17 protein-coding genes are annotated in these 14324 nt (G+C 65.6%); 8 read left to right on the top strand and 9 right to left on the bottom strand.

Going from position 1 to position 14324, the window contains the following annotated elements:
* Positions 1–18: 18 nt before the first annotated feature.
* The 5 genes from P9255_RS06165 to P9255_RS06145 all read left to right on the top strand — a co-directional run bounded on the left by P9255_RS06165 (position 19) and on the right by P9255_RS06145 (position 3354).
* A complete protein-coding gene (locus P9255_RS06165; RefSeq protein ID WP_309789256.1) occupies positions 19–975 on the top strand; it encodes an aldo/keto reductase in 957 nt (318 codons plus the stop codon).
* 31 nt (positions 976–1006) lie between these two features.
* Complete coding sequence (locus P9255_RS06160) at positions 1007–1429, top strand: DUF1810 domain-containing protein (RefSeq protein WP_309766042.1); 423 nt, start codon at positions 1007–1009, stop codon at positions 1427–1429.
* A 54-nt stretch (positions 1430–1483) separates the two neighbouring features.
* Positions 1484–1699 carry a DUF2945 domain-containing protein gene (locus P9255_RS06155; RefSeq protein ID WP_309766041.1) on the top strand — a complete coding sequence of 72 codons (216 nt, stop codon included), beginning with the start codon at positions 1484–1486 and terminating at the stop codon, positions 1697–1699.
* A gap of 163 nt (positions 1700–1862) precedes the next feature.
* The gene (locus P9255_RS06150; protein ID WP_309766040.1) at positions 1863–2300 is read left to right on the top strand and encodes a PRC-barrel domain-containing protein; all 438 of its coding nucleotides are present in this window, start codon (positions 1863–1865) and stop codon (positions 2298–2300) included.
* Between the two features lie 70 nt (positions 2301–2370).
* The gene (locus P9255_RS06145; protein WP_309766039.1) at positions 2371–3354 is read left to right on the top strand and encodes an MDR family oxidoreductase; all 984 of its coding nucleotides are present in this window, start codon (positions 2371–2373) and stop codon (positions 3352–3354) included.
* A gap of 429 nt (positions 3355–3783) precedes the next feature.
* Here P9255_RS06145 and P9255_RS06140 read toward each other — a convergent pair whose 3' ends face one another.
* Positions 3784–5340: a methyl-accepting chemotaxis protein gene (locus P9255_RS06140; RefSeq protein ID WP_309766038.1), complete on the bottom strand. Its 1557-nt coding sequence runs from the start codon at positions 5338–5340 to the stop codon at positions 3784–3786.
* Positions 5341–5593: 253 nt separating this feature from the next.
* Between P9255_RS06140 and P9255_RS06135 the strand changes: the two genes are divergently transcribed.
* A complete protein-coding gene (locus tag P9255_RS06135; protein ID WP_309789255.1) occupies positions 5594–6847 on the top strand; it encodes an aminotransferase class V-fold PLP-dependent enzyme in 1254 nt (417 codons plus the stop codon).
* Here the strand turns inward: P9255_RS06135 and P9255_RS06130 are convergent.
* Positions 6844–7677, bottom strand: a complete 834-nt coding sequence (locus P9255_RS06130) for an NAD-dependent protein deacetylase (protein ID WP_404980266.1) — start codon at positions 7675–7677, stop codon at positions 6844–6846. The genes P9255_RS06135 and P9255_RS06130 overlap by 4 nt on opposite strands.
* A gap of 178 nt (positions 7678–7855) precedes the next feature.
* On the opposite strand from P9255_RS06130, the gene P9255_RS06125 reads away from it, so the two are divergent.
* Positions 7856–8866, top strand: coding sequence for a zinc-binding alcohol dehydrogenase family protein (locus tag P9255_RS06125; RefSeq protein WP_309766036.1), 1011 nt, complete (start codon positions 7856–7858; stop codon positions 8864–8866).
* 7 nt (positions 8867–8873) lie between these two features.
* Here P9255_RS06125 and P9255_RS06120 read toward each other — a convergent pair whose 3' ends face one another.
* From P9255_RS06120 to P9255_RS06110, 3 genes are all read right to left on the bottom strand, one after another.
* Positions 8874–9275: a GFA family protein gene (locus P9255_RS06120; RefSeq protein ID WP_309789254.1), complete on the bottom strand. Its 402-nt coding sequence runs from the start codon at positions 9273–9275 to the stop codon at positions 8874–8876.
* Positions 9276–9317: 42 nt separating this feature from the next.
* A complete protein-coding gene (locus tag P9255_RS06115) occupies positions 9318–9824 on the bottom strand; it encodes a hypothetical protein (RefSeq protein ID WP_309766034.1) in 507 nt (168 codons plus the stop codon).
* A 204-nt stretch (positions 9825–10028) separates the two neighbouring features.
* Positions 10029–10652: an OmpW/AlkL family protein gene (locus tag P9255_RS06110; RefSeq protein ID WP_404980265.1), complete on the bottom strand. Its 624-nt coding sequence runs from the start codon at positions 10650–10652 to the stop codon at positions 10029–10031.
* A 203-nt stretch (positions 10653–10855) separates the two neighbouring features.
* Between P9255_RS06110 and P9255_RS06105 the strand changes: the two genes are divergently transcribed.
* Entirely contained in the window at positions 10856–11200 is a 345-nt protein-coding gene (locus P9255_RS06105) for a hypothetical protein (protein ID WP_309766033.1), read from the top strand.
* A 37-nt stretch (positions 11201–11237) separates the two neighbouring features.
* Here the strand turns inward: P9255_RS06105 and P9255_RS06100 are convergent, their stop codons facing one another.
* From P9255_RS06100 to P9255_RS06085, 4 genes are all read right to left on the bottom strand, one after another.
* Positions 11238–11813 (bottom strand): hypothetical protein, encoded by a 576-nt coding sequence (locus P9255_RS06100; RefSeq protein ID WP_309789253.1) that lies wholly within the window; start codon positions 11811–11813, stop codon positions 11238–11240.
* A 111-nt stretch (positions 11814–11924) separates the two neighbouring features.
* On the bottom strand, positions 11925–12635 hold the full coding sequence (locus P9255_RS06095; RefSeq protein WP_309766031.1) for an extensin family protein: 711 nt from the start codon (positions 12633–12635) through the stop codon (positions 11925–11927).
* Between the two features lie 15 nt (positions 12636–12650).
* Positions 12651–13694: an NAD(P)/FAD-dependent oxidoreductase gene (locus P9255_RS06090; RefSeq protein ID WP_309766030.1), complete on the bottom strand. Its 1044-nt coding sequence runs from the start codon at positions 13692–13694 to the stop codon at positions 12651–12653.
* Positions 13695–13817: 123 nt separating this feature from the next.
* Positions 13818–14324, bottom strand: a complete 507-nt coding sequence (locus tag P9255_RS06085) for an N-acetyltransferase (protein ID WP_309766785.1) — start codon at positions 14322–14324, stop codon at positions 13818–13820.

Raw genomic sequence — 14324 nt, 5'->3', positions numbered from 1 at the left:
GCGAAGGAACATCACGCCATGAGCCGCGCCCTGAAACCGACCGCTCCCAACAGCATCGTCACCGCCCGGCGAGACTTTCTGCGCGCCGCAACGGCCGTTGCGCTCTATGCGCAAGCCGGGGACGTATCGACTGCCGGATCAGCCGAATTTTCGCCGATGCTCAAGCGCCCCATTCCATCGACGGGAGAAGCGTTGCCTATCGTCGGATGCGGCACCTGGCGCACATTCGATGTCGGCGACGATCCCGCCCGCGGCGCCGAACTCGCCGCCGTGCTGCGGGTGCTCTTCGCGGCCGGCGGCTCGGTCATCGATTCCTCGCCGATGTACGGCACATCCGAAGCCGTCGCCGGCGCGCTGCTCACGGAACTCCACGCCCGCGACAAGGCGTTCATCGCCACCAAAGTCTGGACGGAGGGCCGCGCGGAAGGCGTCGCGCAGATGCGGCAGTCGATGCACCGCCTCGCCGCCCCGCGCATCGACCTGATGCAGATTCACAATCTGCTCGACTGGCGCACGCAGCTCGCCACGCTGCGCGACTGGAAGGCGGCGGGACGCATCCGTTACATCGGCGTGACGCATTACACGTCCAGTGCGTTTCCCCAGGTCGAAGCGGTCTTGCGCTCGGAGCGCGTCGACTTCGTGCAGATCAACTATGCCGCCAACGACCGCGACGCCGAAGCGCGCCTGCTTCCGCTCGCGGCGGAACGCGGCGTCGCGGTCATCGTGAATCAGCCGTTCGGCGGCGGATCGCTGCTGTCGGGGCTGCGCGGCCGGCCCTTGCCGCCGTTCGCGTCCGAACTCGGCTGCACGAGCTGGGCACAGCTTCTGCTCAAGTTCGTGCTGGGCCATCCGGCCGTGACGTGCGTGATTCCCGGCACGGGACGGCGCGAATACATGATCGACAACGTGCGCGCAGGCATCGGCGCCTATCCGGATGCGGCGCTGCGGGAGCGCATCGCGCAAGCCGTAGCCTGAGCGCATTCACGCACGCGACGGGAGACGCGCGATGAGCGATCCGTTTCACCTTCAACGCTTCGTCGATGCGCAAGCCGGCGTCATCGACGACGTGCGCGCCGAGCTGAGCGCAGGCCGCAAGCGCACGCACTGGATGTGGTTCGTGTTCCCGCAGATCGCGGGGCTCGGACATAGCCAGATGGCGCAGCATTATGCGATTCAGTCGCGCGCCGAAGCCGAGGCGTATCTCGCGCATCCGGTGCTGGGCGCGCGGCTCGTCGAATTGACGGGCATCGTCAACGGCATGCGGGATCGCGGCATCGAAGAGATTTTCGGCTATCCGGACGACATGAAGTTTCATTCGTCGATGACGCTCTTCGCCCGCTGCGCGCCCGACCCCGCCGTGTTCGATGAAGCCTTGCGCCGCTACTTCGGCGGCCGCCCCGACGACGCGACGCTTGCGCGGCTGCGCTGACGGGCATGGCCGTTGCGCGGGCCGCGGGCGTTGCGATCATCCGAGGATAACGTCATGAGTCACAGCCTGAAACTGCACGACCACGTGAGCTGGAACACGCCGCAAGGCGAAACGACCGGCCGCATCGTGCGGGTGATTTCCGAGCGCACGAAGCTCGACGGTCATACGGTCAATGCGTCGCACGACGATCCGCACTACGAAGTGGAAAGCGACAAGAGCGGCAAACGCGCCGTGCACAAGGGCGATGCGCTGAAGCGAATCTCCCGCTGAGCGCGGCCGCCGCGCGTGATGCGACGCGTCACGATTCCTGCAGAAGCCACGGTAAACGGTCACACTGCTACCGCGCTACACGGTTCCTTCGTCGATGAAGCGCCGACGAAGCCTGTGCGTGTCAAGTCGAGAAACGTCTGCCAAATCTTTTGAGGAGCATCGAATGAACTTGAAACTCGTGGCATCGCTCATCGCTTCGTCGGCCATTGGGCTCGTGTCCGCTCAGTCGTTCGCGCAGGTCGCGGGCGCGCAGCCGCTCGGCGTGTCGGTCGAAGTGTCGACCGCGATCATCGACGGATGGAGTGTCAGGAAGTCCATTCTCAACAAACCTGTTGTCAATGACCAGGGCGCGCGCGTCGGCGTGATCCACGACATCATCGTCGCGCCCGACCGTTCGGTTTCTTTCGCGATCATCTCGGCGAACCAGTTCCTCGGCGTGTCGCGTCACGATGTCGCCATTCCCGTCGAGCAACTCGACTTCAAGAACGGCAAGCTCGTGCTCGCGGGCGCGACGAAGGACGCGATCAAGGCGCTGCCGGAATTCCAGTACACGAAGGTGAAGGCGACGCCGGTTGCGCGCGCGGATTTCGAGCATCATTGATTCGCGCAGGATGTGTCCGGGCAGCGGCGCGGGTTGCCGCTGCTTGTCCCAATCGCCAACTGGAACGCTCATGTTCAACGCCCTCTTGCTCGACAAACAGGAAGATCGCACCGTCGCGTCCATTCAGTCGATCGACGAATCCCGGCTGGAAACGGGCGAGGTGCTCGTGCGTATCGACTATTCGACGCTCAATTACAAGGACGCGCTCGCGATCACCGGGAAGGCGCCGGTCGTGCGCAAGTTTCCGATGGTGCCGGGCATCGACTTCGCGGGCATCGTCGAGGAAAGCACGCATGCGGATTACAAGCCGGGCGACGCGGTCGTGCTGAACGGCTGGGGCGCGGGCGAAACGCATTGGGGCGGGCTCGCTCAGAAAGCGCGGGTCTCGGGCGATCATCTGATCCCGCTGCCCGGCGGCCTGACGGCGCGTCAGGCGATGGCCGTCGGCACTGCGGGCTATACGGCGATGCTGTGCGTGCAGGCGCTCGAGAAGCACGGCGTCGCGCCGCAGGATGGCGACGTGCTCGTGACGGGCGCAAACGGCGGGGTCGGCAGCTTTGCGGTGGCGATTCTTGCGAAGCGTGGGTATCGCGTGGTGGCATCGACGGGACGGCCGGAGGAAGCCGCGCGGCTGCGTGAGCTGGGCGCAGCGGATATCGTCGATCGGGCGACGCTTTCCGAGCCCGGCAAGCCGCTTCAGAAGGAGCGCTTTGCGGCGGCGGTCGATTGCGTCGGCAGCCATACGCTTGCGAACGTCTGCGCGAGCTTGCGCTACGGCGGCGCGGTCGCGGCGTGCGGCCTTGCACAAGGGATGGATTTTCCGGCGACGGTCGCGCCGTTTATTCTTCGCGGTGTTGCGTTGTTGGGAGTCGATAGCGTTTATGTACCGCGTGGACGGCGGATCGCTGCCTGGAATGCGATCGCCGATGAGTTGCCTGCGGCGATCATCGAAGGGGTTGCGGCGACGGTTGGGCTTTCTCAGGCCGTGGAAGTCGCTGGGCAGTTGTTGCGCGGGGAGGTCAAGGGGCGGGTTGTCGTGGATGTGAATGGGTGAACGAGCGGGTTTGACGTCTCGTTTTAAGGGCTGCGGTTTGTCACTCACCGTCCGAGTAAGGTCGACGTCGCGCCGCCTTTATGCCGTCCGAAGCCGCAGCCACGAGTACCGAAGGGAAACAAACGGCAAAGAACGAGCTGCCCGGACGGCTGACCATGCCAGAAAGATAGACACAGCGCCGCGCAAGAGCCGTCGCAGGCGTCCCGCCGATTCCTCGTGCAAGCAGCTTCCCAGGTTTTCTTTTGACCAGAAGAACCGGATGGTCCTTGCTTTGCCGGAATCTGGCTAGACGCCCGGGAACGCAATAAGTCGCCATCTTTCAGTCCGTGCGTGAAGCGTCGCTATCACCGCCGCAGGACAATACTCACCGAGCATGTCTGGATGAAGCAGTGCATCCGCTTCGTCCAGACAGACCGACAGACTGCAGCCTCAAACCGCAAACACCCTCACCACCTCCTCCAGCCTGCGCCCCTGATCCTCCAGCGCCTGCGATGCCGCCGCCGCTTCCTCCACCAGCGCCGCGTTCTGCTGCGTCACCTGATCCATCTGCGTGATCGCCTGATTGATCTGCTCGATGCCGCGTCCCTGCTCCGCCGACGCCGCCGCGATCTCTTCCATGATGTCCGTCACGCGCGCGATCGCCTGTGTCACTTCGGTCATCGTCGTGCCCGCTTCGCCCGCCAGCGCCGAGCCGCCGCGCACCTGGTCCACCGAACCCGCGATCAGCTCGCGAATCTCCTTCGCCGCCGTCGATGAACGCTGCGCCAGACTGCGCACCTCGCTCGCGACCACCGCAAAGCCGCGTCCCTGCTCGCCCGCCCGCGCCGCCTCCACCGCCGCGTTGAGCGCCAGAATGTTCGTCTGGAACGCGATGCCTTCGATCATCCCCGTGATCTCCGCAATCTTCGTCGAACTGTTGCTGATGCCCTGCATCGTCGAAACCACGCGCCCCACCACGTCGCTCCCCTTTCTCGCCACCTCCGACGCGTTCGACGCCAGCGCGCTCGCCTGCTGCGCATTCTCCGCGTTCTGCCGCACGGTAGACGTCAGTTGCTCCATGCTCGCCGCCGTCTCCTCCAGCGACGCCGCCTGCTCCTCCGTGCGCTGGCTCAGGTTCGTATTGCCGCTCGCCAGTTCCTTCGCCGCGCCGCCCACGGCGCCGCTGCTCTCGCGCACGCGGCCGACGGTCTCGGTCAGGCGGGCATTCATCTCGGCCAGCGCGCGCAACAGGTCGCCCGTTTCGTCCTTCCTCGTCGCATCGATACGGCTGCGCAGATCGCCGCGCGCGACCGTCCGGGCGACATCCACCGCAACGCCGATCGGCGCAGTGATCGAACGCGTGATCGCGATCCCGGCCAGCACCGCGAACAGCGCGCCGATCGTGCACATCGCGACCAGCAGATTGCGCTGCATCCGATAGTTCGCCTCATACGCACGCACCATCTCGTCGCGGCGATGATTCGTGTAAGTCATGTAGTCGTCCGTGGCCTTGACCAGTTGCGCGAGCAGCGGACGGCACGCTTCGTCGAGCTTGACGATGGCCTCTTCGCGATGCCCGCCGAGCGCGAGACCCGCGATGTCCGTGGCCACCGGCCCGTAGAGCGCCTCGACGCGCTTCATTTCGGCGACGAGCGCGCGTGCGTGCTCGCTCGTATCGGCCGCGGCGGCGATCATGTCGTCGAGTTGCCTGAGTCGCGCCTTCACGTCGTCGTGCGCGCGGAGCGCTTCGGCCTCTTCGAGATCGATGTCGGCTGGCTTCGTGACGAGCACGAGATTGCGCGCCGCGATCGCACGGCGGTCAACGGCCGTGCGGACCTGAGCGGCCACATCGGCGCGGGCGTTGATCCCGTGGACGTAGTGGGTGAAGTCATCGGTGGCGACCGACAGCGCGCGCAGCGACACGCCCGCGACGACCATGACGAGGACGGCGAGCACGCCGAAGCCGGCAATGAGCTTGTTCTTGATCGTGATGTTATGGAGATTCACTTGTGGCCTTTTCCCTGGATGGGTCGGAATGACTGGCGCCTGTCGTCCGCACATGCACGAAACCGCACTCGGTAACGTTTGCCTGCACGAGAACGCGGGACGCTCTTCTTGCCTCTATTTACGGCGCGTTCCCGCCGCTCTTAAGGCTTCACCCGTACGAATCGTCGGACATTCGTCCATGCGGGCTGCCCGGCGCGTCGGAAATTCGGAGATTCGGCGATACTGAGCGACTCCCGCTTCCAGACGACACCTCATGTCCGATCTGCTCGACCTCCGCACGCCCGAATTCAAAGCCGCAATCGCCACGCTGCCGCCGACGCCCGCGCTCGGCGTCGACGAAAACTACTGGGACGCCGTGCGCGGGCTGTATCGACAGTCGGACGCGCTAATCAATCTGGAGAACGGCTACTGGGGCCCCATGACCGAGCCGGTCAAATCGATGTTCCATTACTGGACCGATCGCGTGAACTACGAGACGACCACGCTCGTGCGCGCGCACTGGCCGGCAGTTCACGATGGCCTGCGCGAGCGCGTGGCGACGGCGATGGGCTGCGGCATCGACGAAATCGAACTGACGCGCAACGCGACCGAAGCGCTGCTCGCGCTCATCAGCGGCTATCACCGCCTCGCACCCGGCGACACGGTGCTCTACAGCGACCTCGATTACCCCTGCGGCAAGGACGCGATGGAGTGGCTACGCGAGCGGCGTGGCGTCACGCCCGTGCGGATCACGATTCCCGAGCCGGGCGCGTCGCAGGACGCATTCCGCCAGCGCGTGATCGAGACGTATGCGGCGGCGCTGCGGGCGCATCCGCGCACGCGGCTCGTACTGGTCTCGCATGTGTGCTTTGCGACCGGGCTCATCATGCCCGTGACCCAAATCTCGGCGATGGCGAAGGATGCCGGCGCGGACGTCATCGCCGATGCCGCGCACTCCTGGGGCATGCTCGATTTCGACGTGCCGTCGCTCGATGCGCCCTTCGTCGCGCTCAATCTGCACAAGTGGATCGGCGCGCCGCTCGGCTGCGGAGCGATGTTCATTCGAAAGGGACATGTTGGCGCGATCGATCCGTATCTCGGCGACCGCACCTGGCCCGCCGATGACATCCGCGCGCGCGTGCATACCGGATCGCCGAACTTCGCGGCATGGCTCACGCTGCCATCCGCGCTGGAACTGCATCGCCGGATCGGGGCGCATGCCAAGGAAACGCGTCTGCGCGCGTTGCGCGATGCCTGGGTCCGACCGGCGCGCGAGCTGCCGGGCGTGCAGGTCATGACGCCGGATGGACCGTCGATGACAGCGGGCATCAGCGCGTTCCGGCTGCACGGGCAGTCGCCCAAAGCCACGAGCGATGCGCTGCGCGAGCGCTTCGGCGTCTTCACGGTGACGCGGCCGGGACCGGACGCCGGCGAAGTCGTGCGCGTCACGCCGGCGCTGTTCACGCGCATGTCCGACGTGCAAAGGCTCGTCGACGCGCTGACGGTGCTCGCCCGCGAAGCAGCCTAGCGCACGGCCGAGGCGCGCTCGTCGAGCCGGTCGATCAGCTCGTTGAGCGCATCGGAGCAAGGCGCTTCGACCTTCAGCGCGAGCAGCGCATCCGCTCGCGTCTTGCCGATGTTGATCGCCGCGATCGGCTTGCCGCTCTTCGCCGCCCATTCGCAGAACCGGAAGCCCGAATACACCATCAGCGACGAGCCGATGACGAGCATCGCGTCCGCCGCATCGAGCGCGCTCGCCGCGTCGTGAACCAGTTCGCGCGGCACGCTCTCGCCGAAAAAAACGACATCGGGTTTCAGCATGCCGCCGCAATGCGTGCAGCCCGGGACATCGAAAGCAGCGAAGTCGAGGTCTTCGATCAGCGCGTCGCCGTCCGGCACCGCAGGCGCGGTATGGCCGATGAAATCCGGGTTCGCCGCTTCGAGCAGCCGCTGCACCGCCGCGCGTTCGTGCCGCGCGCCGCACGTCATGCAGCGCACCCGCCCGATGTTCCCATGCAGTTCGATCACGTCGGGATTGCCGGCGCGCGTATGCAGTCCATCGACATTCTGCGTCACCAGCCGATGCACCCGCGAACGCGCCGCCAGCGCCCGCACCGCATGATGCGCGGCGTTCGGCTTCGCATTCGCGACCACCGGCCAGCCGATCATGCTGCGCGCCCAGTATCGGCGGCGCGCGTAGTCGGAATCGAGAAAGTCCTTGAGCATGATCGGCGCGCGGCCGGTGCGCTGGCCATCGCGGTCGCGATAACACGGAATGCCGGACTCGGTGCTGATGCCCGCGCCCGAAAGCACGAAGAGCCGCGGATGCCGCTCGACGAAGTCATGAAGTGAAAGCACGTGCCGTCTCTTGAGCCGAAGTATCGTGGAAATATACGGGCAAACGCGCGGGCGCGCTCGGCGGCGCGGTTCAAAAGTGGCCTTACCACTTGTGTAGGGTGAATAACTGGCTTGACCAAACGCCGTCACATCGATAGATTGATGCGCTTCCCTGCCCTCACCTAGAACGAGACCCACGATGCTGACCGTCATCTGCGAAACTCCCGGAACCCTGAAGGCCGAACAGCGCGAGAAACCGCAGCGCGGCGACAACGAAGTGCTGCTGCGCGTGAAGCGCGTCGGCGTGTGCGGCACGGACCTGCACATCTTCACCGGCAACCAGCCGTATCTGTCGTATCCGCGCGTGATGGGCCACGAGCTTTCCGGAGTGATCGAGGAAGCGGACGCGTCGAGCGGCCTCAAGGCGGGCGACACCGTCTACGTGATGCCGTATCTGTCGTGCGGCAAGTGCGTCGCGTGCCGTCAGGGCAAGACCAACTGCTGCGTGAATATCCAGGTGCTCGGCGTGCATCGCGACGGCGCGTTCACCGAATACCTGAACCTGCCCGCGCAGTTCGTCCACAAGGCGGAAGGCGTGACGCTCGATCAGGCCGCGATGATCGAATTTCTCGCGATCGGCGCACACGCCGTGCGGCGCGCGGACGTGCAGCCGGGGCAACGCGTGCTGGTCGTCGGCACGGGGCCCATCGGCATGGCGGCCATCACGTTCTCGCGGCTGCGCGGCGCGAACGTGACAGCGCTCGACACGCGGGAGGACCGGCTGGCGTTCTGCCGGCGCGAGCTGGGCGTCGATTCGACCGTGCAGATCGGCGAGCGCGACAAGGAAGAACTGTCGCAACTGACGAACGGCGAGTTCTTCGATGTGGTCTTCGATGCGACCGGCAATCCGCGCGCGATGGAGCGCGGCTTCGAGTTCATCGCGCACGGCGGGAAGTACGTGCTCGTGTCGATCGTGCCGGATCGTCTCTCGTTCGCCGATCCCGAATTCCACAAGCGCGAAGCGACGCTGCTCGCGAGCCGCAACGCGACGCCGGAAGACTTCGAAACCGTGCTCGCCGCGATGCGCGCGGGCAAGGTTCCGACCGATGCGCTCAACACGCACCGCCTGGCGCTCAACGACGTGCCCGAAAAGTTTTCGACGCTGCTCGACCCAAAGGCCGGCGTGGTGAAGGCGATCGTCGAATGCTGAAGCGGCGTTAGTCGGGGCGGCTGCGCGGATAACGCGGCCGCCCTCGAGCGTCGTGCCACGGCTCGGCCGTCTTGCACCAGATCTCGTAGGCGGGCGGATAAAGGCCGGGTTCATCGAAGATGCCGGCCGGCACTTCGATTTCCGGCACGCCGTCGAAGGCGAGAAAGACGGGCGAACCGCATGTCGGGCAATGATGACGGCGGCCCGTCAACGAGCTTTGCCAGGCGATGGTGTCGCCCGAGACCTGAACGGCATCGCGTTCGAAGATCGCATAGACGGCGAACGGCGCGCCGTGGATGCGGCGGCATGTCATGCAATGGCACAGATTCACGTCCTTCGGCTTAGCGAGGACGCTCACGCTGACTGCGCCGCATGCGCAGTGTCCCTGGTGGATCGGAGTTCGGTTCATGCGTGGCTCCCGATGTGGCCGCCCTCGCAGGATACCGCGACCCTATCGCACGAAATACCCTTTGCCCTGCATGCAGTCGCTATAGGCGCGCCAGTAGCGGGCCATCGGTGGTTCCGGTGGCGGCAGCGGCGGCATTTTCATATCGCCGCCGAGGATCGCATCCGAAGCGCCCGAGGGCATCGCCACCTCAGACGCCGGCATCGCAGCCGATGCGCCCGCCGCCACTGTCGCCGAAGCCCCCGACGCCGCGACCGCGCCCGAAGCACCGGATGCGGCGAGCGCGCCCGACGGCACCGCCGGCAGCGGCGGCTCGACGGGACGCGGCGAAATCAGCGTGCGCGTCTGGGTCTCGCTGTGCTTCGGCGGCGTTTGCGATTCACGCGCCATGTTGACCTTCGTGGTCTGATTGGCGAAGGCGTAGCAGGCTGCCGTATCGACGGACTGTTGCCACGTGCTTTGACTGCGGCCGGGCAACGTCATCGGCTGCTGTGCGAGCGCGGTGCAGGACACCGCGAGCAACGCGAATCCCGCGTAAGTGGAAGGTTTCATTGGCGTGCGTTTCCCCGATGCGGTGTTTTTAGTCGTTGCAGTCTCGCGCCCTTCGCGCCTCTCCGTTGGCTGCGCGTCGTTCGGCAAAGGGCCGCGAGTCTGCGCCGGGCCTGCTGTCAAGGATACCGCGCGCGTCATTGCGCGCACCACGCCAGAAGCACCGGCTTCTTCCGCCAAATTCGTGTTACCGGGGAAGCGCGTGCATCAGAACTTCATGCCGACGCCCAGACCGAGCACCCACGGATCGATCTTGAGCGACCCGAGATCGGCGCCGCCTGCCGACGCGCTCGTACGCATCCATATCTTCTTGACGTCCGCATTGACGAAGAGCGTCTTCGTCACCTGCACGTCAACGCCGGCCTGCAGCGCGGGGCCGAAGCTGCTCCGCCTGATGGCGACGGGGGTATCCCCGGCCTTGAGCTTGTCGTTATAGAAGTACGTGTAGTTGAGGCCCGCGCCGACGTATGGGCGCACGCGTCCCTGATGATTGAAGTGATACTGCAGCAGCACGGTCGGCGGCAGCACGCCGACGCCGCCGAGCCCGCCGATATCGGACGTCACCTGATGCCGCGACGTCGCGAGAATGAGCTCGACGCCGATGTCATCGCGAATCATGTATGTGAAGTCGAGTTCGGGAACGATCGCGTTGTTCACGTCGACGCCGAGCGAGCCGAGCGCGCCGCCCGCGCTGACCTGCGGCTGAATGCTGATGGCGCGAAGCCGCACGAGGACATCGCCGGCGTGGATGCCGCTCGTCGTATCGCCCGTCGATACCGCAGGGTCCGCATGCGCCGCACCGGCGAACAGCGACGCACAGGCCAGGACCATTGCTCCGAGACTTCTTCCCATTTGCTTTCCCCATTGAAAGCCTGATTGTCTCGGGGGCGAATGCACGAGCGTTTGATGGCCGACAAGCCACCGTTTCGGCCGATGCGCGCGCCACGCGCAACCTTGCGCGACGACAAACAATGAGCGCGGCAGGACCGGTGTTTGCTTCGACAGAACAAACCGCAGAACATACGGAGGACGAGATGAGACCCACTTCGAAGATACTCGGCGGCGTCGCGGCGATGCTCATCGGCGGCACGATTGCGATGACCGCGAACGCGCAGAATCCGACGGCCACGCCCACGCCGAAGCCATCCGGGCAACAGGAAACCCAACCGAACTCGCCGAAACCCAGCCGGCTGGATAACGACAGCACGCCGGCTTACCAAGAGCGCAACGTGACGCCGCCGGGCCACGCGGCCACTGCCGCGAGCGGCGCGTTGAAAACGGACTCGGGCAAGACATCGGCGGGAAAACAGCCGCCGCCGAAAAGGCCGAACGGCATCGGCTTCGACACCGATGCGGGCAGCATGGGCAAGAAGCCCTGACGCTTGATTGGTGCGAGCGGCATGTCGCCGCTTGCGCTTACTTCTTGTTCGGCCAGGGCCACGTCGCGTAACGCGACGGCTCCTTCTTCGCGCTGACTTCCTTTCTGGTGCTGGCCTCGACGGGCTTTGTCGGCGCGACGCTTTCCTTCTTCGTTTCGCGCGCCGGCACCGGCTCGGATTCAGGCTCAGCCACTGCCGGATGCGCTGGCGCCGCGCTCTGAGCGACTTCGGGGACGTCCTCGCCGAACCAGGCCACTTCCGCGCGCCGCTCGTCAACATAGGCGCGCCAGCCGGCCGCGTTGTCGTCGAAGAGATCGGATTTGACGGTGCTCGCGAGCATGGGACGATTGAGCGACGCGTCGAGCAGCGCCTTCGGCCAGATGAAGAATGCGCCCGACGCACGACGAATGAAGTCGCGCGGCGTCATGCGCTGATCGACGAAGCCGAGCAGCGTGAAGCTCGCGAGCGCATCGTTGCCGCGCACCGCATCGCCGATGCTCGCGTAGTCGTCGGCGCATTGGCTCAGGCAAAAGACCGTCTCCAGCACATCGCCGAGATGCAGCAGCAGTGCGCGTCGTTCATAGGGTTCTTGCGTGGCGGCCTCTTTCGTCATTCGCTCTTCCGTTCGGTAAAGGGTGAATTAAGGGCGAGCGCCGGTGGTGCTCGAGCGCCGCGTTCATGTCGATTCTATCGAACCTGAAGCCGCTCACCATGCGGCGTGTTTTCATCGGCAGATTCGATACGGGCCCATGTCCACATGGAAATGCGTTCGATGCAGCGCGTTGTAGTCGGGGCCGAGCGTCGTATCGAAAGAACGGCACGCGCCGTCGTGGACGCGGCGCAGGAAATCCGCATCGAGCGAGCCGGCGTCGTTCCAGTCATTGAGCGTGATGCGCTTTCCATCGGCAAGCACGAAGCCCGTCAGGTCGATGGCGTTCGCGCTCGCATGCTGGCTCAGCGCCGCGTCTTTCTGATGATTCACGTTGCGGCACGCATAGCTGCCCACATGCTCGATGCGCGCAACGCGCTTCCCGAACACTTCGACGGCTGCGGGCTGGAGATACTGCGCTTCGAAGAACGCCATGCCGACGGCGAGCGGGCATGTTGCGAGAAACGGCGCGCTGAAGCGCACGTCTTCCGACTGCGAGACGCGCACCACGTCTTTCAGCTCGCAGCCGCCTGCGCCCGTCGTGTCGGCCATCGGCTTATAGACGAAGCCGGACTTTGCGAGCGCGGCGTCGCAGAGCTTCGGGTCATGCGTTGCGCGCCAGAGCTTGTACGCGGTGAGCGGACCGCGCGGGGCGCGGACATCCAGCGGCGCGAACGGATCGTATCGCTCGGGCACGGCGATGCGCCGCGAATACACCGCATAGCCCAACGCGAGCGCCGCCACGAACCCAAGCAGCAACAGCCATCCGGCGATGCGCGCGATCATCGCCGGCACCGCGCCTTATTCGGCGGCACTGGCCTGCACGCGCTCGGCGAGCTTCGCGTCGTAACTCGAATGGACGTGCACGCGTTTCTTGTCGGGATACGCATACGCATAGGCTCGGCGCAAAGCAAGCGATGCCTCATGAAAGCCCGACAGAATGAGCTTTTGCTTGTTCGGATACTGCGCGATATCGCCAACCGCGAAGATGCCCGGCCGCGACGATTCGTAATTCGAAGTATCCACTTCGATGCGCCCGCCGCGCACGTCGAGGTTCCACTGCGCGATCGGCCCGAGGTCCGCGACGAGACCGTACAGCACGAGCAGCTTGTCGGCGGCGATATCCGTCGTGCCCTCGATGTGCTTGATTCGCACGGCGCGCAGCGCATCGTCGGGCGCGTCGAGCGAATCGATCATGCCGACGACGAAATTCATCGCGCCCGCTTCGACCTTGCTCTTCATCGCCGCGACCGACGCCGCTGCCGCCGAGAAGCCGTTGCGCCGATGCACGAGCGTCAGCTTGCGCGCGACGCCGCATAGGGCGAGCGCCCAGTCGAGCGCGGAATCGCCGCCGCCCGCGATCACGACGTCGCGATCGCGCAAATCGTCGATGCGCGGCACGCTGTAGAGCACGTCGCGATCTTCGAGCGCATCGGCTTGCGGCACTTGCAGACGCTGCGGCACGAATGCGCCGTTGCCGGCCGCGATCAGGATGGCGGCCACATCGAAGGTCAGGCCCTGTTCCGTCTGCACCGTCCAGCGATGATCGTCCCGCTGTACGACCGTCTGCACGCGCTGCGACAGATGAATGGGGACGTCGAACGGGCGAATCTGCGTCATCAGGCGATCGACGAGTTCGCGCGCCGTGCATGACGGAATCGCGGGAATATCGTAGATCGGCTTGTCGGGATAAAGCTCGATGCATTGTCCGCCGATCCGCCCGAGCGCATCGACGATATGGCATGAAAGCCCGATGACGCCCGCCTCGAACGCCGCGAAAAGCCCGACGGGGCCCGCGCCGATGATCAACACGTCGGTGCGGATCGGACTGCTGTGTGGTTCCATGTGATCGTTTTCCGTGAGTGCGGCTGTGCGTGCTTCTCGCCTGTCGCACAGCATTCTTCGGTCCACGATACAGAAAGCGTCGGCACGGAGCAACGAAGCCCCTGCCCTTCGAGCGGCGATTGTCTAGCCTCGCGCGTTGAACGCGTCGTCGAAGGAGACGATGCCCGCGGGCATCGCGCCGCGGAACTTCAGCGCCTGGAAATACGGCGCGGGAACGCCGGGCAACACGAGCGCGGGAGTCGCGCTGAAGCCGAAGCGGCCGTAATACGCGGGATCGCCGAGCACGACGCAGCCTGCCGCGCCGGACGCCTCCAGCCGCCCGAGCGCGTGTGCGGCGAGCGCGCTGCCGATGCCTTGCCGCTGCCGCACCGGTGCGACGGCGAGCGGTCCGAGGCCGAACCATTCCTGGTCGCGTCCATCGATCAGAACGGGCGACAGCGCCACATGCCCGATCACGCTGCCGCCCTCCACCGCCACCAGCGACACCGACAAGCGCCCGGCTTCCCGAAGCGCGTCAACGATGAAGTGCTCGGTGTGACTCGAGTGCGGCGCATCGAGAAACGCAGCCGCCGTCAACGCAGCGATGGCCGCGATGTCGGACGGCCGCTCGCATCGAATATCGAACGTGAT

Source organism: Caballeronia sp. LZ019 (assembly GCF_031450825.1).
Classification (GTDB): Bacteria; Pseudomonadota; Gammaproteobacteria; order Burkholderiales; family Burkholderiaceae; genus Caballeronia.
This window is presented reverse-complemented; position numbering and strand designations above follow the sequence as displayed.